The 19080-nt window shown below is 34.8% G+C and carries 21 protein-coding genes and 1 pseudogene; all 22 read right to left on the bottom strand.

The window, feature by feature from the left end:
- Positions 1 to 5: 5 nt before the first annotated feature.
- Positions 6 to 578 (bottom strand): aminoacyl-tRNA hydrolase, encoded by a 573-nt coding sequence (gene pth, locus HMPREF3264_RS03700; protein ID WP_070871964.1) that lies wholly within the window; start codon positions 576 to 578, stop codon positions 6 to 8.
- 428 nt (positions 579 to 1006) lie between these two features.
- Entirely contained in the window at positions 1007 to 1663 is a 657-nt protein-coding gene (locus HMPREF3264_RS03695) for a 50S ribosomal protein L25/general stress protein Ctc (RefSeq protein ID WP_002445699.1), read from the bottom strand.
- A 172-nt stretch (positions 1664 to 1835) separates the two neighbouring features.
- A complete protein-coding gene (locus HMPREF3264_RS03690) occupies positions 1836 to 2801 on the bottom strand; it encodes a ribose-phosphate diphosphokinase (protein ID WP_002445700.1) in 966 nt (321 codons plus the stop codon).
- 147 nt (positions 2802 to 2948) lie between these two features.
- Positions 2949 to 4303, bottom strand: a pseudogene (gene glmU / locus HMPREF3264_RS03685) (bifunctional UDP-N-acetylglucosamine diphosphorylase/glucosamine-1-phosphate N-acetyltransferase GlmU).
- Between the two features lie 225 nt (positions 4304 to 4528).
- A complete protein-coding gene (gene spoVG, locus HMPREF3264_RS03680) occupies positions 4529 to 4843 on the bottom strand; it encodes a septation regulator SpoVG (protein ID WP_002445702.1) in 315 nt (104 codons plus the stop codon).
- Between the two features lie 63 nt (positions 4844 to 4906).
- Positions 4907 to 5287 carry a RidA family protein gene (locus tag HMPREF3264_RS03675; protein WP_002445703.1) on the bottom strand — a complete coding sequence of 127 codons (381 nt, stop codon included), beginning with the start codon at positions 5285 to 5287 and terminating at the stop codon, positions 4907 to 4909.
- Between the two features lie 19 nt (positions 5288 to 5306).
- Positions 5307 to 6131, bottom strand: a complete 825-nt coding sequence (gene purR, locus HMPREF3264_RS03670; protein WP_002445704.1) for a pur operon repressor — start codon at positions 6129 to 6131, stop codon at positions 5307 to 5309.
- A gap of 14 nt (positions 6132 to 6145) precedes the next feature.
- On the bottom strand, positions 6146 to 6994 hold the full coding sequence (gene ispE, locus HMPREF3264_RS03665; RefSeq protein ID WP_002445705.1) for a 4-(cytidine 5'-diphospho)-2-C-methyl-D-erythritol kinase: 849 nt from the start codon (positions 6992 to 6994) through the stop codon (positions 6146 to 6148).
- A gap of 427 nt (positions 6995 to 7421) precedes the next feature.
- Positions 7422 to 7685 carry a biofilm formation stimulator Veg gene (veg, locus tag HMPREF3264_RS03660; protein WP_001832193.1) on the bottom strand — a complete coding sequence of 88 codons (264 nt, stop codon included), beginning with the start codon at positions 7683 to 7685 and terminating at the stop codon, positions 7422 to 7424.
- 99 nt (positions 7686 to 7784) lie between these two features.
- The gene (gene rsmA / locus HMPREF3264_RS03655) at positions 7785 to 8675 is read right to left on the bottom strand and encodes a 16S rRNA (adenine(1518)-N(6)/adenine(1519)-N(6))-dimethyltransferase RsmA (RefSeq protein ID WP_070871963.1); all 891 of its coding nucleotides are present in this window, start codon (positions 8673 to 8675) and stop codon (positions 7785 to 7787) included.
- Positions 8676 to 9227, bottom strand: coding sequence for a ribonuclease M5 (gene rnmV, locus HMPREF3264_RS03650; RefSeq protein ID WP_002445707.1), 552 nt, complete (start codon positions 9225 to 9227; stop codon positions 8676 to 8678).
- A gap of 235 nt (positions 9228 to 9462) precedes the next feature.
- Entirely contained in the window at positions 9463 to 10236 is a 774-nt protein-coding gene (locus HMPREF3264_RS03645) for a TatD family hydrolase (protein WP_037541881.1), read from the bottom strand.
- 27 nt (positions 10237 to 10263) lie between these two features.
- Positions 10264 to 12234: a methionine--tRNA ligase gene (gene metG, locus HMPREF3264_RS03640; RefSeq protein ID WP_070871962.1), complete on the bottom strand. Its 1971-nt coding sequence runs from the start codon at positions 12232 to 12234 to the stop codon at positions 10264 to 10266.
- 215 nt (positions 12235 to 12449) lie between these two features.
- The gene (gene rsmI, locus HMPREF3264_RS03635) at positions 12450 to 13289 is read right to left on the bottom strand and encodes a 16S rRNA (cytidine(1402)-2'-O)-methyltransferase (protein WP_070871961.1); all 840 of its coding nucleotides are present in this window, start codon (positions 13287 to 13289) and stop codon (positions 12450 to 12452) included.
- 1 nt (position 13290) lies between these two features.
- Positions 13291 to 13539, bottom strand: coding sequence for a GIY-YIG nuclease family protein (locus HMPREF3264_RS03630; RefSeq protein WP_002445711.1), 249 nt, complete (start codon positions 13537 to 13539; stop codon positions 13291 to 13293).
- Positions 13532 to 14257: a tRNA1(Val) (adenine(37)-N6)-methyltransferase gene (locus HMPREF3264_RS03625; protein ID WP_070871960.1), complete on the bottom strand. Its 726-nt coding sequence runs from the start codon at positions 14255 to 14257 to the stop codon at positions 13532 to 13534. Before HMPREF3264_RS03625 ends, HMPREF3264_RS03630 begins: the two co-directional genes overlap by 8 nt.
- Positions 14258 to 14355: 98 nt before the next feature.
- On the bottom strand, positions 14356 to 14703 hold the full coding sequence (gene yabA / locus HMPREF3264_RS03620; RefSeq protein ID WP_002445713.1) for a DNA replication initiation control protein YabA: 348 nt from the start codon (positions 14701 to 14703) through the stop codon (positions 14356 to 14358).
- 16 nt (positions 14704 to 14719) lie between these two features.
- Positions 14720 to 15523: a PSP1 domain-containing protein gene (locus HMPREF3264_RS03615; RefSeq protein ID WP_002445714.1), complete on the bottom strand. Its 804-nt coding sequence runs from the start codon at positions 15521 to 15523 to the stop codon at positions 14720 to 14722.
- 1 nt (position 15524) lies between these two features.
- The gene (locus HMPREF3264_RS03610) at positions 15525 to 16451 is read right to left on the bottom strand and encodes a DNA polymerase III subunit delta' (RefSeq protein ID WP_070871959.1); all 927 of its coding nucleotides are present in this window, start codon (positions 16449 to 16451) and stop codon (positions 15525 to 15527) included.
- Between the two features lie 315 nt (positions 16452 to 16766).
- Positions 16767 to 17096 (bottom strand): cyclic-di-AMP receptor, encoded by a 330-nt coding sequence (locus HMPREF3264_RS03605; protein ID WP_002445716.1) that lies wholly within the window; start codon positions 17094 to 17096, stop codon positions 16767 to 16769.
- Positions 17097 to 17124: 28 nt separating this feature from the next.
- Positions 17125 to 17742 carry a dTMP kinase gene (tmk, locus tag HMPREF3264_RS03600; RefSeq protein ID WP_070871958.1) on the bottom strand — a complete coding sequence of 206 codons (618 nt, stop codon included), beginning with the start codon at positions 17740 to 17742 and terminating at the stop codon, positions 17125 to 17127.
- A 1-nt stretch (position 17743) separates the two neighbouring features.
- On the bottom strand, positions 17744 to 19078 hold the full coding sequence (locus tag HMPREF3264_RS03595) for an Orn/Lys/Arg family decarboxylase (RefSeq protein ID WP_070871957.1): 1335 nt from the start codon (positions 19076 to 19078) through the stop codon (positions 17744 to 17746).
- Positions 19079 to 19080 lie beyond the last annotated feature (2 nt).

The following is a 19080-nucleotide window of genomic DNA, read 5'->3' as shown; positions in this document are numbered from 1 at the left end:
TGATTTCAATTGACTTCACCATTATATTCATTCATGACATGATCAAATCGTGATGACTCAATGAAAGCTTCGACAGCTCTAGCAGAGTGCTCAATCACCTTTTCCATCGTAACCATTTCTTCTTTTGAAAAGCGTTGTAGTACATAGTCAGGAACTGACATACCGTTCGTTGGTCGTCCAACGCCAATCCGAATACGTTTAAATTGATCAGTACCAAGCATTTTGATGATTGATTTCATCCCATTATGTCCTCCTGCGCTCCCCTTCTGACGCAAACGAACTTGTCCCTGTTCTAAATCTAAATCATCATATAATACGATTAAATCTTCTGTATCTACGTTATAATAGCCCATTAATGGCGCAACTGCTTCGCCTGACAGGTTCATCATTGTCATCGGTTCAATGAATAATACTTTGTCACCGTTTAAACGTTCAATCGTATACGCGCCTTTAAACTTTTGTTTATCTAACGTAAATTGATTACGTTCTAATAGATAGTCGATCACTTCAAAGCCAATATTATGCCTTGTAAGTTCGAAACGTTTACCTATGTTGCCTAGACCGACAATACATTTCATCTTGCTACCTCCATCGTTATTCTTAATCTATATTCATCTACGTGAGTTTTATTTTTGAAAATGAAGGGACGGCTCCTAACACGAAAGTGTCATGCCAATACGTCCTATCCTTCATCCAATTTCAAATAATTAATCATTCCTTATAATAACACAAAAAGCACCATGCTTATTAGTATAAGCACAGTGCTTCAGACTGTAGACAAACTCTTTTTGAAGATTAGAATATGATATTAATACTTCGTATTGTTTAGCTCCCTTGCCGCGGGCATGGCTTGAGCCTGTAGTCTCAAGACGCATGCTATTCCTGCAGGCGTGTCGCCATCAATACTCAGTTTAACTATTCTAAATAAAACTTTTCGTCTCAGACTTTTGTTTGTAATTATTAATCTAAAGTCATCGAGTGATGATTGTTAGAAAACAAGTCCGAATTATTCTTCTTTGTTGTCTTCTTCAGATTCTTTGTCTTCACCAACAACTTCTGGTTCTTCAGTTGCTGATTCGCCTTCCATAGCTTCTACTTCTTCTTCAGAAGGTTCGTCTGTTGGAGGAACTACTGTTACGATAGAGTCTTCTGGGTCGTTTTCGATAGTGAAGTCACCAGAAATTTTAACATCAGCAACAGAGAAGCTATCGTTGATTTGTAACTCACTGATATCCACTTCGATTGATTCAGGGATATTTTCTGGAGTAGCTGTTACTTCTAAGTCGAATAATGGTTGTTCAACTACGCCGCCTTCTTTAGCGCCTACAGCTTCACCAACTAAGTGAACTGGTACTTCTACAGTACGTTCTTCGCTCATGTTGATTGCTAAGAAGTCAATGTGAGTGATTTGGTTCTTTAATGGGTCAAATTGGTAATCTGAAACCATTACTTTAATTGTTTTAGAACCAACGCCTAAATCGATAACACCGTTACGTCCTACTTCACGGATGACTTTGATAAATTCAACTTCATCAACTTTAACTGAAGTATTTTTAGTACCGTAACCGTATACTACTGCAGGTACTTTACCTGAGTTTCTTAATTGTTTAAGGTCAGAACGAGTTTGTTTACCTTGACGGATGATTGACTTTAATGAAGCCATTCAAATTTCCACCTTTCAAATTTTGCAGTTCGAGCAATCATCAGATTGTCTTATCTGCTCCTCACTTGCCCATCAACGTTATCGTTGCTTGCAAGTGTTTATTTGTCCGTAAATTCACGAACGAATGTATTATACACGTTGACAGTGAATACGTCAAACGCATTTGTAACCTTTAGTCAAATAATACACTTACTGATTCTCTTTCATAAACTCGGATAATTGCTTTTCCAATTAAACCGGCAACTGAAAGTTCTTTAGTGTTTGTAGGCTTTCTACTTTCTTCTAATTGAATTGAGTTCGTAACAATTAATTCTTTAATTGCAGAGTTTTCAATACGTTCTTTTGCTGGACCTGATAATACAGGGTGCGTACAACAAGCATAAACTTCTTTAGCACCTTTATCTTTAAGTGCTTGTGCAGCTAATGTAATTGTTCCAGCAGTATCAATAATGTCATCAATGATAATGGCTGTACGTCCTTCAATCTCACCAACAATATTCATGACTTCTGCCACATTTGGTTTAGGACGACGTTTATCAATAATTGCAATTGGAGTTTTTAAAATGTCTGCTAATTTACGTGCACGCGTTACACCACCATGGTCTGGTGAAACAACTACACACTCTTCTGGATTGATATCTGGGTCATTTTCAAAGTGTTGAGCAAGAATTGGTACACCCATTAAGTGGTCGATTGGAATATCGAAGAATCCTTGAATTTGAGGTGCATGTAAATCTAACGCAATCATACGATTCGCGCCCGCAGTCTCGATAAGGTTCGCTACTAACTTAGCTGTGATTGGTTCACGGCTACGTGCCTTTCTGTCTTGACGCGCATAACCATAGTAAGGTACTACGATGTTAATGTTTGCAGCTGATGCACGTTTACATGCGTCAATCATAATAAGTAACTCCATTAAATGAAGGTTTACAGGGTATGAAGTCGGTTGAATAATAAATACATCACAACCACGAATACTTTCTTCAATATTGATTTGAATTTCTCCATCACTAAAACGTTTTACTGAACATTTCCCTAGTTCAATTCCTACATGATCCGCTACTTCTTGTGCTAAGGGTTCATTTCCTTTAAGCGAAAAGATCTTCAATGATGAATTCTTATATTCATTATTTAACATTTATAGTCCTCCAATTATTTACTTACACAGTTTTATTATATAGAAAATAGAACTTTATTACTATGTTATCAGACGAATCAAAATAATTTCGATGATAAACTCATTTCCACTTTAATCATTTGATTACACGCTTTACTTTTTCGCTATTTACTTCTTCAAATAACCTTCTTTATTAACTTGTCGTGCACGCGCTAACGCTAAACTGTCTTCAGGAATGTCATCCGTAATCGTAGAACCTGCTGCAATCAGTGTATGATCACCTACTGTCACAGGTGCAATTAGATTTGTGTTACATCCTATAAATGCGTCCTTACCTACGATAGTTTTAAATTTATTTACCCCATCGTAATTGACAGTGATTGAACCACAACCAATATTCGTACGTTCTCCAATTTCAGCATCGCCAATATAGCTTAGATGTGATACTTTCGCGCCATCTTTAAGACTTGCTTTCTTCACTTCAACAAAGTTTCCAACTTTTACATCTGCACCAAGATTTGAGCCTGGTCGCAATTGGGCAAATGGTCCTACTTTTGTTTTCTCGCCTACAACTGAGTCGTTGATGATAGATTGTTTGATGTTAGCATTCGAATGAATCGTACTATTATTAATTTCAGAGTACTGACCAATCAGTACATCTTCACCGATTGTTGTATGGCCTCCAATACGCACACCTGGTTCGATTGTTGTATCCATTCCAATTTCCACGTCTGGACCAATATATGTTGAGTTTGGATCAAGAATCGTTACACCATTTCTCATATGGAAATCATTAATACGTTTTTGGAATGCTTTTCAGCTACACTCAACATCACTCGATCATTGACGCCCATAATTTCATCAAAATCATCTGTATGGTAAATTTCAGCTTTACCGCCATCCTCTATGATGAGTGACAAGACGTCAGGTAAATAGTATTCTCCTTGTGCATTATCATTTTTCACTTGTGCTAATTTATCGAATAATACTTGGTTATCGAAGGCAAAAATGCCTGAGCTAATTTCGTTAATCTCACGTTCAGTTTCACTCGCATCTTTTTCCTCAACAATACGTTGTAGCAAATGGTTTGAATCTCTAACAATTCGACCGTAGCCATGTGGTTGGCTAGTTGAGGCTGAAAGAACAGTCACTTGTGAATTTGTACTTTCATGATGATCGATAAGAGATTGTAGTGTTTTAGATGTGATTAATGGCGTATCTCCACATACAACTAAAGTGGTCCCTTCTTTTTCCGCCAAGTGTTCTTGTGCCGTCTTTACAGCATGTGCTGTTCCAAGTTGCTCTTCTTGAAAACTGTATAATGATTGTTCACCTAAAGTTTCTTTGACACTTTCTGCGCCGTGCCCAACGATAGTTACAATATGATTAACTCCAGATTGTTTAACACTGTTGAGAACATGTTCAATCATTGATTTGCCAGCAACTTCATGTAGCACTTTATATTTTTTTGATTTCATTCTTGTGCCTTTACCTGCTGCCAAAATAATCGCATGTCTTTGCATGAATGCTAACCCTCCATAAAAATTTACACTTCATAATTATTATAATTTAACAACTAATAGACTTTCAACTTTTAAAAGTTTTTGTTAACTAATCGTTAATTTTTTATAAACATTTTTACTTTTGTAAGTATCAATGAACAATTACACGTACCATGGACAAAAAAAGGTCAACGCCCCTCTCTCGAAACGTTGACCATTTTTCATACTTTAATTTTATATTTTTATTTAAGCTTCATCTGTTTCTTCGTTATCTGAATCTGAAGTCGCATTTTTATCTGGAATGACTTCATCTGTTTCATCATATACTTTCATCACGGCATCTTGAATTTCTTGTCTCATATCAGAGTTGATAGGGTGCGCGATGTCGCGGAATTCACCATCTGGTGTACGTTTGCTTGGCATTGCGACGAATAGACCTGAGTTTCCTTCGATTACACGTAAGTCATGAATTACGAATGCCTCATCAAGTGTAATGGAAACAAGTGCTTTCATTCTGCCATCTGTTTGTATTTTTCTAAGTCTTACATCTGTCACTTTCATGTAGTGAGCCCCCCTAGTATATCTTTATATTATTAGAAGCTTGACAATATTTTTAAAAGAAAATTATAAATCCTTAACTTTACCTATCAATTCAATTTCAACCTTCACGTCTTTTGGTAAACGTGCGACTTCAACGCAGCTACGTGCTGGTTGCGTTTCGCCGAAATAGTTTCCATAGATTTCATTTATTTTTTGGAAATTATTCATATCAGAAATAAAGATTGTTGCTTTTACAACAGAATCTATATCAGAACCTGCTTCTTTTAATACCACAGTTAAGTTTTCTAAAACTTGCTTAGTTTGTTCTTGTACATCGTCACTTACAATTGTTCCATCAAGTGTTAATGGAATTTGACCTGATGTAAAAACTAAGTCATTAATGACTGTAGCATGTGAATAAGGTCCTAATGCTTCTGGTGCTTTGTTAGTATTAATCGTTTTCATGATGTGTAATGCTCCTTTTTTAAGAAAATTTAGACAAACTATTGCCTGGTTCTACTTTAAATTCCTGATTGTACTCATCAACATCTGATAATCTTACTAAGGAAGTATAATCTTCAATCAATCTTTGTTTTACTTCTTTCGATTCTACAAGTACTGATACCCCTTTTACGTGAGCTTTAAACTCGTTCATTAAATTCATAACTCCGTTAATAGAGCCTCCAGCTCTCATAAAATCATCTACTACGAGGACATTGGAATTTTCAGCTAAAGTACGTTTTGATAACACCATAGTCTCTATCTTTCTAGAAGATCCAGAAACGTAATTGATGGATACCGTAGAACCTTCAGTTACTTTATTGTCCTTTCTAATAACCACTACAGGTAAATTTAATACGTTTGCTACTGCATTAGCAAGCGATATACCTTTCGTAGCAATCGTTACAACGGCATCGAGTTGTTCATCCATATAAATACTTGCAATCAATTTACCTACTTTATTAAGTAAAGTAGGATTCCCAACTAAATCAGATAAGAATAAGTAACCGCCAGGCAATAAGCGTTCCTTTTCTTGTAAATGCGTAATGACTTCATTCACGACATCCGTCGCTTCCGCTTTACTCATCTTCGGTTTGTACGTTACGCCACCACTTGCGCCGGCAGTAGTAATAACCGTTCCCAATTCTTCCTTCTGAAAAGTATTCTTTATAATTTGTACATCTTCACTAATAGAAGATTTCGCTTGTTTGAATTTTTTTACGAAAAAAGTGAGAGGTATTAATTTATTCGGATGATTCATAAGGTATTGTGTCATAAACACGATACGTTCGCTTCTTTTATATCTCATTGTGTCAAACCTTTCTATCCTAATAATCTTACTAAATATACTTCATTACAACATCCGTTGACTGCATTAAAAATATTCTTAGCTTGTCGTTCCTTTTGCGCTAAAGCATAAACAGTTGGTCCACTCCCACTCATTAATGCACCATCTGCGCCACATTGCAACATATTATCTTTAAGTTTCTTTATTTCCGGATGCATAGATATTGAAATAGGTTCTAATCGATTAGATAAGCTTTTACATAACAGTTGATAATCATTCGTTTTTAATGCTTGTTTACACAAATCATTATACACGACATGCTGTTCATTTAAATTTAATGCTTTAAAGACATCCGGTGAGGATATTCCTAAATCCGGTTTAGCCAAAACTACCCATGCAGAAGGTGGTTTATCTAGAAAAGTCACCTTCTCACCTCGCCCAGTGCACACAGCAGTCTTATTATAAATACAAAAAGGGATATCTGTACCAATTTGAATACCTAGTGCTGATAAATCATCTAAAGACTTACCTAATCTAAATAAACGATTCATCCCTCTCATTGTAGCTGCTGCATCTGCAGAACCGCCTGCTAATCCAGCCGAAACTGGTATATCTTTATCAATGGTAATCGTAATCCCTTCTTTAATATTATAGGTCTCCACCATCAATTTAGCCGCTCTATAGGCAAGATTTTTATGATCGTTAGGAACATAATTATGTTCGATATCTACAACAATCTTTTTATCTTTACGCTTTTGAAAAGATAATCGATCATTTAAATCGATTGTAGTCATAATCATTTCAATTTCATGGTAACCATCATCTCTTTTAAAAAGGGTATCGAGCGTAAAATTTATTTTGGCTGGTGCCGTTTCATATATCATTTTTCCGCCCTCGCTTCGAATTGTTATTAAGATGATTTTAACATAAAGGTCTTAAATATTTGATAGATTATCTTCAATTTTTCGTAAAATCTTAATGAAATACATTTTGAAAAGTAATAATATACGTTTTTTGATTTTTTAAAATATAAAATTGAATAAAGAGTGTCGAACAAAAATATCATTTAGCAATATTAATTTCGTTGGCATGCACCCAACTTGCATTGTTTGCAGAATTACTTAAATATGCTTGATGGGAAAGACATAATAAATAATGTCCCGACCTCTTCATTGACCTTGAGCAATGATCCACAATACTTTTCAAGACAGAAAAAAGAGCATTGAACCTACTGCCCAATACTCACCTTAATAAATATAATATAAAACTATAAATTTTAGAGTAATACATCACTCTTATATATGTTTCTGATTAGTGTGCAACTGCTTCTTGATGATTATCTTCTTCAAATGAAACTTGTACGTTTTCAGTAAGCACATCAGTGTATGTATAAGATACGCGTTCAAAGTTGTGTTTGTCTTGATCTAATTCGACAATGAATACTGAAGGATACGTTTCTTTTAAAACACCTGAGCGTTCAATTGTCTTTTTGCGTCCACCATTGGCTTTTAGTACAATACGATTTCCTAAATGACAATCAATAGAATTTTTGATGTCCAAAATTGATTTTGGCATATTGCCCCACCTCGCTACAAGTTACATAATACCATATTTATAGCGATTTCGTCAAATAAAATTTAAATTTTATCAAGGTAAAAGACCTTTGTCAATATTTTAATTTTCTAATTCAGGGAATTTTTTCTTTTCTTCATATAATTTTGCAAAATCCTGTATTGTAAGCGTTTCGCCACGTCGTTTAGGATCGATTCCTGCATTTTCTAACCAATTCAGAATAGAAGATTTATACTGTTTCCCATCTTTGAAAAAGTTCTGATAGTTATTGTTAATTGTTTTACGTCGTTGTGCAAATGCTGCTTTCGCTAATTTGAAAAACGCTTCTTCGTCATCGATGTCTACAAGGGGTTTCTCGCGTTGCATCAGTTTTACGACAATTGAATCCACATTTGGAGGAGGCATAAACACTGATTTAGGGACGGTCAAAACTTTACTTGTTTCAGTGTAATATTGTGCGACGATAGAAAGCGACCCATACGCTTTAGTACCTACACTAGCGTTCAGGCGCTCACCTACTTCTTTTTGCATCATCACTACATAACCATCGATAGGAATATCCTGCTGCATTAAATTAAGTAATATAGGTGTCGTAATATAATAAGGCAAATTAGCCACAACCATAATTTTATCGCAATCATCAAGATATGTATTGACCGCTTTTCCAATATCAGCTTTTAAGATATCTTCGTTAATAATTGTGACATTATCATAAGGAGAGAGTGTATCGTTAAGGACAGGTATAAGTCTTTGATCTATTTCAAATGACATGACTTTTTTTGCGTGTTTAGCAAGTTGCTCAGTTAATGATCCCATACCAGGACCAACTTCAATGATACCTGTTGTTTCATCAATTTGACTGGCTTCAATAATCTTATTAATGATATTCACATCTACTAAGAAGTTTTGTCCTAAACTCTTCTTAAAATTAAATCCATATTGATCTAGTAAAGCACGGGTACGAGATGGTGTAGCAATATCTTTATGTTCCATTTATTTCTCCCTTCTTTCTTCATCAAGTAAAGCGTCTCTTACATCTTGCTCAGTATAACCAAAAGCGTTCAGCTTTTTTAATAATTGTTTACCATTAGAATGACCGATATGCAATTTACGTCCTAAGATTTCTCGTCGGCGTCTAGCGTCTTTCCCAATAATTAGCCCTAAATCAATCAAGACACTTTTATCAATGGTTTCTTCCGCTTCTTCAAATGGTGAACTCACATGCATCAATGCTTCTCTAATGTCTTTAACATCCGCATGTTCAACACCAATTTTACCTCTTCTGTTCTTTGCCTTTTCTTTATCTAAATACGCATGTTTAACGCCAGGTACATTGTCACGGATGGTATGTCTGATTTTATCACCCGGGAAATCAGGATCAGTCAATACAATCACGCCTCTACTTTCTTGCGCATGACGAATAACATCTAATGTTTCTTGGTTTATTGCACTTCCATTTGTCTCTATTGTATCGCATTCTACAGCAGTTTTAACACGCTCTGTGTCATCTCTGCCTTCAACTACGATAAATTCATTAATCTTCATATTTATACCTTCCAACAATGTTTAAGTCGTTTATCCTTATTTTATAAAAGTAAATCAAAATAATAAAATACTAACAAACTTCTTCATTCATTTTACTTTATCAACGAGCTTCACTACATTTCATATTTTACTATGCCGGCACTCTAACTTTATAAAAAATAAGAAAGATGTCTCGAACTTTTAAAAGTGTGATGATATTCATCCCTTTAAAGTTGGACACCTTTCTCACTGTAAATTATTGTTTTAATTTAAATAAACGCTCAGCATTTTCAGTCGTTTGGCGACATACTTCTTCATATGTCATGCCACGTAAGTCTGCAATTTGTTGTGCTACTAATGTGACACGTTCTGGCTCATTGCGTTTACCTCTATATGGATGAGGCGACAAGTATGGTGCATCTGTTTCACATAATAAGCGATCCATTGGCACATGTTGCGCAACTTCTTTAGGTTGTTTCGCATTTTTGAAAGTAACTGGGCCACCTAGAGAGACGTAGAAATTCAATTTGTTAATAACTACATCTGCAATTTCAGGTGAGGCACTGAAACTATGCATAATGCCACCCACTTCTTCGGCATGCTCTTCCATCAAGATATCAACACAATCTTGAGTCGCTTCACGATTATGAATAATAATAGGTAATTGTACACGTTTAGCTAGAGCGATTTGCTTTCTAAATACTTCCTTTTGAATGTCAGCAGGAGATTTATCCCAGTGATAGTCTAAGCCCATCTCACCAATGCCGATAATCTTAGGATGTTTAGATAGACGTTCAATCCACTCTAATCTCTCATCCGTACAATCAATTGCATCGACAGGATGCCAACCGATAATACCATAGACAAATTCATATTTATCTATGAGTTCCATAGTACGTTCAATTGTAGGCGTATCAAATCCCACTACAAACATTCTATCTACGCCTGCTTCTCTCGCACGTGATATCACTTCATTTAAATCTTCATCATATTGTTCATCATTTAAATGGACATGTGTATCGATTAACATCATTATCTCTCCTATCTCTCTGCAATATTATTTAACAATTGCTCCGTTTGGAATTGCATTTGGTAAACTTACCAATGTAAGAACGCCATCTTTTTCAGCAGATAAAATCATACCTTCAGATTTTTGACCCATTAATTTTGCAGGTTTTAAATTTGTTACTACAGCAACTTTTTTACCAATAATATCCTCAGGTTTATAGAACTTCGCTATTCCTGATACAATTTGACGCTGCTCACTATCTAAATCAATTTGAATTTTTAATAGTTTATCAGATTTTTTCACATTTTCAGCATCTATAATTGTTGCTGCTTTAATTGCAACTTTATCGAAGTCTTTAATATCAATTTGTTCTTTACTTGGTACTTCTTCTTTTTCCTCAGATTTAGGTGGCTGCATTGATTCTTTAATATAAGAAATTTCTGCTTCTGTATCTAATCTTGGGAAAATTGGTGATGGCTTTTCAGTAACCATAATCGGTTCAGTGAGTGCACCGTAACTTTCGAGACTTTCTAATTCTGTTAATTTAGGATTATTGATATTAAGTTGCTTAAACATTTCTCTTGGTGCATGTGTTAAGAACGGCTGTAGTAAAACAGCTGAGAAACGAATATTCTCAACAAGGTGTGCCATCACATTGCCGAGCATGTCACGTTGACTTTCATCTTTAGCTAATACCCATGGTTGTGTCTCATCAATATACTTATTCGTACGGCTAATAAATTTCCAAACCGTAGACAATGCAACAGAGAATTGTAAACTTTCCATGTTCTCATTAAAGTTCTTAACTGTTTCAAGCGCCATTGCTTCCATATCCTCATCAAGTTCGTGTTTTGGACCTTGGTAAGCTGGTAATTCACCATGGAAGTATTTATTAATCATTGAAATTGTACGGTTAACTAAGTTACCTAAGTCATTCGCCAAGTCATAATTCGTACGTTCAACAAAGGCTTCTGGCGTGAACACACCATCAGAACCGAATGGTAACTCACGCATTAAGTAGTAACGTGTTGCATCTAAACCGTAACGATCAATTAATACATTCGGATCAACGACGTTGCCTTTAGATTTACTCATTTTACCATCTTTCATTAAGATCCAGCCATGTGCAAAGACTTTCTTAGGTAGAGGTAAATCTAATGCCATTAATAAAATCGGCCAAATAATAGAGTGGAAACGTACAATTTCTTTAGCCATCAAATGAATATCTGCTGGCCAATATTTGCTAAATAACGTTTCATCCTCTGAAAGATAACCCAATGAAGAAATATAGTTAACTAGTGCATCAATCCATACATATACCACATGCTTAGGATTTGATGGAACACGAACGCCCCAGTCAAATGATGTACGAGAAACAGCTAAATCTTCTAATCCAGGCTTGATAAAGTTATTGATCATTTCATTCTTTCTAGATGGTGGTTGAATAAAGTCTGGATTTTCATCATAAAATTCTAATAGTCGATCTGTGTATTTATTAATATTGAAGAAGTAACTTTCCTCTTTCACAAGTTCAACTTCATGTCCAGAATCTGGGCTTTTACCGCCAACGATTTTACCATTTTCATAAACTGGATCTACGAGTTGTGATTCCGTGTAGTACGTTTCATCTGGAACAGAATACCAACCTTCATATTCACCTAAATAAATATCGCCTTGTTTTAATAATCTTTCGAATACTTTTTCCACAACTTGCTTGTGACGTTCTTCAGTAGTTCGAATAAAGTCATCATTTGAAATCTCAAGTTTATCCCATAAACTTTTAATTCCAGCAATCATTTCATCTAAATATTCTAATTCTGTTTTACCAGCTTTTTGAGCTTTTTCTTGAATTTTTTGGCCATGTTCATCCGTACCTGTTAAGTAACGAACATCATATCCTTGCATTCTTTTATAGCGCGCAATGACGTCGCCTGCAACAGTTGAGTATGCATGACCGATGTGTAAATTCCCACTTGGATAATAAATTGGGGTAGTTATATAAAACGTATCTTTAGCCATCACTGGTCCTCCTCATTAATTACATAATAAATGATATCTAAATTTATTTTTCTTTTCAATGAAGTAGCGCACTACTATGTATCCGTGTTTACATTCTCACATCATTTGAAAATTAATTGTCATCATCTTTACTACAATACCATAAAATCAGTGTTTTATGGTGGTTTTCATACGAATTCATCACTAATAAAATATATATGAAAACATGAAAGTTTTTAGTCTATATCATGATAAATATTATAAACTTCTCCAGTTTTCATACCACGATCTGAAGCAACCGTTTTAATCGCTTGTTTCGGTTTAACTTTATCATTTTCAATGTAATGATTTACATGGTCCTTAACAGTTAAATCTTCGAACCATGAATGATTCGTAATAGGTGAAGCGCCTTCGATTAGAATGACGAATTCACCTTTCATTGGTATATCACCATTCTGGATTGTTTCAAGCATCAGTGTTACTGGTAAAGTCATAAGTTGCTCAAATTTCTTAGTTAATTCTCTACCGATTGAGACACGTCTCTGAGAATCTACCTTCGCAATTGCTTTCAACGTATCTGTCACTCTATGAGGGGATTCGTAAAGTATTAGCGTACTGTCTTGATACATTCTAAGTTGTAAGACATTTATTTTTTCTTTCTCTTTTCTAGGTAAAAAGCCTAAAAACGTATACGTAAAGGAAGGTAGACCACTCGCCATTAGGGCTGTTAGCCCTGCATTAGGACCAGGGACAGGGACTACACTAATATTCTGATGACGTGCTTCCACAACGAGTTCATAGCCTGGATCACTGATTAAAGGTAGTCCTGCATCAGAAACTAATGCGACATCCAATCCGGATTGCAATTGTTCAATTAAATAAGCTGTTTGTTGTTCTTTATTATGTTCATGATATGATTTCAGAGGTGTTTTTATTTCGTAGTGATTACATAACTTGCGTGTCACTCTTGTATCTTCACATGCAATCATATCTACGTTATTCAATGTGTCTATTGCGCGATACGTCACATCCGCTAAATTGCCAATGGGTGTGCCCACTAAAAATAACGTTGCCATGCTATCCCTCCTTAATCATTTTTAATTTCCGTTGTCTTGAAAATGTTTTTATTTCGTATTCTCTCTTTAACGCATCGGATTTAGTTTCATACATTTCTTGATAAACTAACTCTACCGGACGTCTTATTTTGGTATATTTGGCACCTTTACCATCATTATGTTTCGCTACGCGTGCTTCAACATCTTTTGCATAACCCGTATACAGACTACCATCATTACATTTAACAATATAAACAAAATGTCTATCCATAATATATGCCCTTCATTTCATCACTATATGTCCCATCTTCATTGTATATATAGAAAGGTTTTCGGATCTCTAATCCTTGTTTTCCACCTTTTCGACCTTCAACTACAATCGTCTGAGCAGTTTTATTCACTTTGCTATATATAAATGAGAGCTTCTTTGGTTCAATTTTAGCATTTCTCATTTCATTTAAGACATCCATAAGCCTCTCCGCACGATGAACTAAAACTAATCGTCCACCTTCTTTTAGTAAATGTCTCGCCGATTTTACACAATCTGCAAGATTACACTTCACTTCATGACGTGCAATTTTATGTGCTTCTTTCTGATGTTGATTCAGTTGATTCATTTTAAAATAAGGAGGATTACACGTAACTAATGTATATTGAGAAGGTTTAAATGTATCATATACATTGTTTAAGTCCATTAGATGCATGGTTAATCGTTCTTCTAAATCATTTCGTTCAAAACTACGACGTGCCATATCAACTAATTGACTTTGTATCTCAATGCCCTCAATATCTTGGTTACACTTTGCAGCTAACAATAACGGAATCACTCCGTTACCTGAACATAAATCCATAATGCGATCGTTCTTCCTCACTTCAGTGAGATATCCCAACAATAAGGCATCCGTTGAAAATGAAAAGACATCATCATTTTGGATAATCTCATAACCTTCTTTAATTAAATAATCAATTCTTTCATTATCCTTAAGCATCCTACTTACTCCTAAAAAAAGGATGTCATTATAGCATGATTGAAATGTCATACTTATAATACACCCTTAACTTTAATCATTTCGTCCTCAATTGAACTTTAATCGCTTAATACATTTAGACACAAGAGACAATCTTCGCCTTGACGGTGTTTACCGAACAATTCACCTTTACATATATGAAAGCCTTCCCTATACAACATAGCTAAATTGTCTTTACTAGGAGACGGTGTTTTAATGTGCTTAGAATGAGACTTTTCATCATTATGCTCTGATGACGCTTCACCTTTGTCCATCAACCTTTTTAAATTGTCATTTTCAACTTGCAACGCTACATTCTCTTCGACGAGTTCAACAGCTAAATCTTTCAGTTCAGTCATATCCTGGGTCAACTGACCTACATTACGTTCAAGTCTCATTAATCTCTCAAATAATTCATTTCTATTCAAAGGTCGCTAAACCTCCTTAGTTCATTGCTTCAATTTCTTCCATCTTATATTCTAGTGGTTGTTCAAGACCTTCTATTTTTACTTGCATAGAAATATCTAAAATATTTAATCCAATTACCTTTCCACTGCCATCAGGTGTTTGTACTGAAGCACCTACGTCTGGCAACTGCGCTCTTGCTTCTTCGTAGTGATCATTTTCATACTTAAGACAACACATTAAGCGACCACAAGCACCTGATATTTTAGTTGGATTTAATGATAAGTTTTGATCTTTTGCCATCTTAATTGATACAGGTTCAAAATCTCCTAAGAAAGTAGAACAGCAAAGCGAACGTCCACATGGACCTATGCCACCCAATAACTTCGCTTCATCTCTTACCCCAATTTGACGTAATTCAATTCTAGTTTTTAAATTTTGAGCCAATACCTTTACTAATTTACGAAAATCTATTCGATCATCTGCCGTAAAATTAAAGATAACTTTTGACTTATCTAATGTATACTCACAATTAACTAAGCGCATGTCCAAATTTTGATTTTTAACAACTTTCTTACATAATTCTAATGCTTGTTCAGCGTCTCGCTCATTATTATAATACTGTTCCTCGTCTTCCTCATTGACTATTCGAATGATTTCCTTTAAAGGTAAAGTCACATCACCATCAGCGACATCTTTCGGCGGAAACTTTACCAAACCTATTTCAATGCCTCTTTTGGACTCAACGACAACTCTGTCGCCAACATTCACATCTAGCTGATTAGGCGCATAATATTCCAATTTCCCTGCTTTTTGAAACTGAACACCTACAACATTTGGCATTTTATCTCACACCTCTTATAACTATTTGTTCAAATACGAGTGTTGGATTAACGTTTTGATTCAATTTTTTGTGCGCTTCTGTAATTTGATCATACATCAGAACCATTTGGTTAAACGTTAAACTTTCCGCATATTTTTTCATTTCAACACTCAAATCACTATAGATAAAATGATTTTCTATATTCACTTTTGCATGCATCATATCTTCGAAAAATCCATTGACTGCTGCTAAAGTTAACAATTGTAATTTACGATTTTTAGCTTGTTTAAGCAAGTCTATAATGCCAATTAAAGCCATTGATTTATTTGATAAGATTAATTCACACCAACGAATAATTGATTTTCTTAAGGAAGTTAAATCATATTCTTCATTTAATGCTACTGCTGTTTCAACTTGAGTCGTATATGTACTTACCATTTCTGCTACAGGTCTCGTTAGAGATGCTTCAACTAACCTCTCAATAAACTGCTCTCTATCAATGGGTTTAAAATAAACATGCTGACATCTAGAATGTATCGTATCTAAAATCTGTTCAGGTTTCGTAGATAGTAAAATCGCAATCGTATTCTTTGGTGGTTCCTCTAAAAATTTTAATATACTATTTTCACCTTGAACAGTTAATTTTTCAAATTCTTCAATAATGTACACTTTATAATTACCTTCTATAGGTAATTGATTCATATGATGTACAAGTTGTTCAATTTGTTCTTTCTTTATCGTATTTTCATCTGAGGAAACATACAGAAAGTCAGGATGATTAAACGTATCAACTTTCAGTTCACATTGATGATTTTCATCACATAAAATCAATTTCGCAAAGTTGACAGCCACATGTTTCATTGATTGTGCATCATCACCTTCAAATAAATAAGCATGTGACAATTTATTTGAATGATACGCATGAGCTAACTGTTGTTGTTCATCCATGATTTACTACTCCCTCTTTTAAATCTTATATAAAAAAGGCTACTCAAACCATAGCTTTAGACTGTAGACATGTTTCTTCAATCAAAATGACTCGATAAGCATCCTTCACTTGACTGCAAATGACAACGAATTTCAATGCTACAACTGAAAGGATAAAAATCATAATTATGAATCAATATGCCATCAATCTTAAACTACATTTAAAGCAGCCCAACATTGTAAAATAATTGCTGTTTTTCTGAAATGAATCTATTTTTAGTCGCTAAAAGTCAGTTCTATACTTATGTAGAAGACGTAGCGACAACTCAACGTTCATTAAAATTGGTGAAATGCTTCAATTGGCATAACAAATACTGTTGCGCCACCCACTTCAACCTCAACTGGGTATGGAATATATGAATCTGCACTTCCACCCATAGGCGTAATAGGAGAAACAAGCTGTTCTCTATTACCACAAGTGTTATCAATTACAGATAGTATTTCATCGACACGTTCATCATTAACACCGCATAAGAATGTAGTGTTACCTGCTCTTAAAAATCCACCTGTGGTTGCTAATTTTGTTGCTCTAAAATTATTTTTTACGAGTTGGTCTGAAAGTTCTTGACTATCTTGATCTTGGACGATCGCTATAATCATCTTCATTTTTATAACACCTCTTCTTGATATTATATCACAAATTTTTTAAATATTTGATGATAGATTGGTACGCTTCTTCGACTACATTTTCCAAATTCTGATTTGCATTCACTTTAACAAATCGTTCCGGATTTCCTTCTATCACTTTATGATAACCTTCTATCACTTTTTCATGGAATGCCTTATCTTCTTGATCTAAACGGTTTTGATCACGATTATTTTTGAGAATTCGTTGGCGTCCAACTTCAGCGCTAACGTCTAAATAAATCGTTAAATCGGGATACAATCCATTAATTGCAAATTCATTTAAAGTTTGAACTTCTTCAATACCTATACCCCTTGCATAACCTTGATAAGCTAAAGAACTATCAATATATCTATCACACAGAACAATTTTTCCATCTTTTAAAGCTGGGATAACTTTTTCAACGAGATGTTCACGTCTTGATGCTGCAAATAACATTGCTTCAGTACGAATATCCATGTTATCTCCATCTAATACGACACGTCGAATTTCCTCTCCGGTAGGTACGCCACCAGGTTCACGTGTAGTAATAACATCAAAGTCCTTAGCTAATTTTCGACTTACTTTTGTGATTACAGAAGTTTTGCCTGCGCCCTCAGGCCCTTCAAATGTTATAAAAGCTGACATTTTATTCATCCTTAACTAATATTTTTTTATCCTTCAAACCTTCTACTTTAATACCTAAGTTTGAATAATATTGTAATAATTTTATCATATGTATTGTAATAACTTCTCCTCTAAACATTACTGGAATTCCAGGAGGATAAGGTACAATATGTTGTGCTAATATTTCATTTTCTGCTTGTTCTATTGCTATTTCTTTTGTTTTTGGAAAATGAATTGCCTGATACTCACTCGTATCCAACATCAAATTCGCTGCTTTAGTATATGACTCTCTTTTTTCAGGAAGAGGTATGGCATGAATCCTAGCTTTCAATAATTCAAATGGAAATGCATCATCATGATGCCACAATGGTAATATAAATAAAACTTGATATTCATCCGCAAGTTCAACGTAAATATGTTGCTTTTCAAACCATTGCTGGACTTCATATCCTTTGAAACCGTCATAACTTATTATTAATTTTAAAGGATCTTCAGGCTCTCCAACATTAAAACCTTTCATTTTGAGTACGTCTATGAATGTTTTTCTTTTTTCAAAGAACAGTTCCGATTCAAATTCTTCATAAAACGACTGGGCATATTCTAAACTAGACATCACAAGGTAAGAAGGACTTGAAGTTTGAAAATATGTTAAATACTCAATAATTTGTGGGCGTAATGGTGCATCTTTATGTATAAACAAAACGGAACCCATTGTTAAAGCTGGCAACGTTTTATGGTATGACTGAACCACATAATCTGCCCCAAAGTTCATCGCAGATTTTGGGAAACCTTTCAAATCAAAGTGAGCACCATGTGCTTCATCAACCAACACTGGAACATCATCGTCATGTAAGTTGCTAATGAAATGGCCAACATCAAATGTCTCTCCATAGTAATTGGGATATGTACATATGCCTAATTTGTAATCTTCAACCGGGCCATCGATGACAGGCCCTACATATTGGTTTGTTAAACGACTTTGAGTCATAGCTGTAAATGTAGCATGAGCTTTCGTTAAATCTAGACCATGAAAGACTGATTTATGAACATTTCGACTTATAAGATATCGACCTTTCTCACTGGAAAATGCCTGTATCACAGCAAGTATGCCTGAAGTCGTACCATTAACAAGTAGAAATGCATCATAATCATCATGTTTGTTAAATTGAGACATACTCTCTAAAATAATGTCTTCAGGATGGTGCATATCATCAAGTCCTGTGATTTCTGTCATATCCATATTCAACTTTAATTGATTCAACTTACCGATTGTCATGTTTTTATGACCTGGCACATGCATAGAAATTGTGTCATTATTAAGCAATTCTTGGAGCTTATTTGTAATTGGTTTATTCATTT

Origin of the sequence: Staphylococcus sp. HMSC62A08 (genome assembly GCF_001839105.1) — a bacterium.
GTDB classification, from domain to species: domain Bacteria; phylum Bacillota; class Bacilli; order Staphylococcales; family Staphylococcaceae; genus Staphylococcus; species Staphylococcus caprae.
The sequence above is the reverse complement of the archived record's forward strand: the minus strand, read 5'-3'. Positions and strand labels throughout refer to the sequence as shown.

Bases quoted from the DNA above. Each gene is read 5' to 3' on its own strand.
- rnmV (WP_002445707.1), bottom strand. From the start codon at position 9,227: ATGAAGATTAATGAATTTATCGTAGTTGAAGGCAGAGATGACACAGAG.
- metG (WP_070871962.1), bottom strand. From the start codon at position 12,234: ATGGCTAAAGATACGTTTTATATAACTACCCCAATTTATTATCCAAGT.
- pth (WP_070871964.1), bottom strand. From the start codon at position 578: ATGAAATGTATTGTCGGTCTAGGCAACATAGGTAAACGTTTCGAACTT.
- ispE (WP_002445705.1), bottom strand. From the start codon at position 6,994: ATGATATATGAAACGGCACCAGCCAAAATAAATTTTACGCTCGATACC.
- tmk (WP_070871958.1), bottom strand. From the start codon at position 17,742: ATGTCAGCTTTTATAACATTTGAAGGGCCTGAGGGCGCAGGCAAAACT.
- HMPREF3264_RS03615 (WP_002445714.1), bottom strand. From the start codon at position 15,523: ATGCCAAATGTTGTAGGTGTTCAGTTTCAAAAAGCAGGGAAATTGGAA.
- HMPREF3264_RS03695 (WP_002445699.1), bottom strand. From the start codon at position 1,663: ATGGCTTCATTAAAGTCAATCATCCGTCAAGGTAAACAAACTCGTTCT.
- HMPREF3264_RS03595 (WP_070871957.1), bottom strand. From the start codon at position 19,078: ATGAATAAACCAATTACAAATAAGCTCCAAGAATTGCTTAATAATGAC.
- HMPREF3264_RS03625 (WP_070871960.1), bottom strand. From the start codon at position 14,257: ATGCTTAAGGATAATGAAAGAATTGATTATTTAATTAAAGAAGGTTAT.
- spoVG (WP_002445702.1), bottom strand. From the start codon at position 4,843: ATGAAAGTGACAGATGTAAGACTTAGAAAAATACAAACAGATGGCAGA.
- rsmA (WP_070871963.1), bottom strand. From the start codon at position 8,675: ATGGAACATAAAGATATTGCTACACCATCTCGTACCCGTGCTTTACTA.
- HMPREF3264_RS03630 (WP_002445711.1), bottom strand. From the start codon at position 13,539: ATGGATAGACATTTTGTTTATATTGTTAAATGTAATGATGGTAGTCTG.
- veg (WP_001832193.1), bottom strand. From the start codon at position 7,685: ATGCCAAAATCAATTTTGGACATCAAAAATTCTATTGATTGTCATTTA.
- HMPREF3264_RS03645 (WP_037541881.1), bottom strand. From the start codon at position 10,236: ATGTTAATCGATACACATGTCCATTTAAATGATGAACAATATGATGAA.
- HMPREF3264_RS03675 (WP_002445703.1), bottom strand. From the start codon at position 5,287: ATGAAAACGATTAATACTAACAAAGCACCAGAAGCATTAGGACCTTAT.
- rsmI (WP_070871961.1), bottom strand. From the start codon at position 13,289: ATGGCAACGTTATTTTTAGTGGGCACACCCATTGGCAATTTAGCGGAT.
- purR (WP_002445704.1), bottom strand. From the start codon at position 6,131: ATGAGATATAAAAGAAGCGAACGTATCGTGTTTATGACACAATACCTT.
- HMPREF3264_RS03610 (WP_070871959.1), bottom strand. From the start codon at position 16,451: ATGGATGAACAACAACAGTTAGCTCATGCGTATCATTCAAATAAATTG.
- HMPREF3264_RS03605 (WP_002445716.1), bottom strand. From the start codon at position 17,096: ATGAAGATGATTATAGCGATCGTCCAAGATCAAGATAGTCAAGAACTT.
- HMPREF3264_RS03690 (WP_002445700.1), bottom strand. From the start codon at position 2,801: ATGTTAAATAATGAATATAAGAATTCATCATTGAAGATCTTTTCGCTT.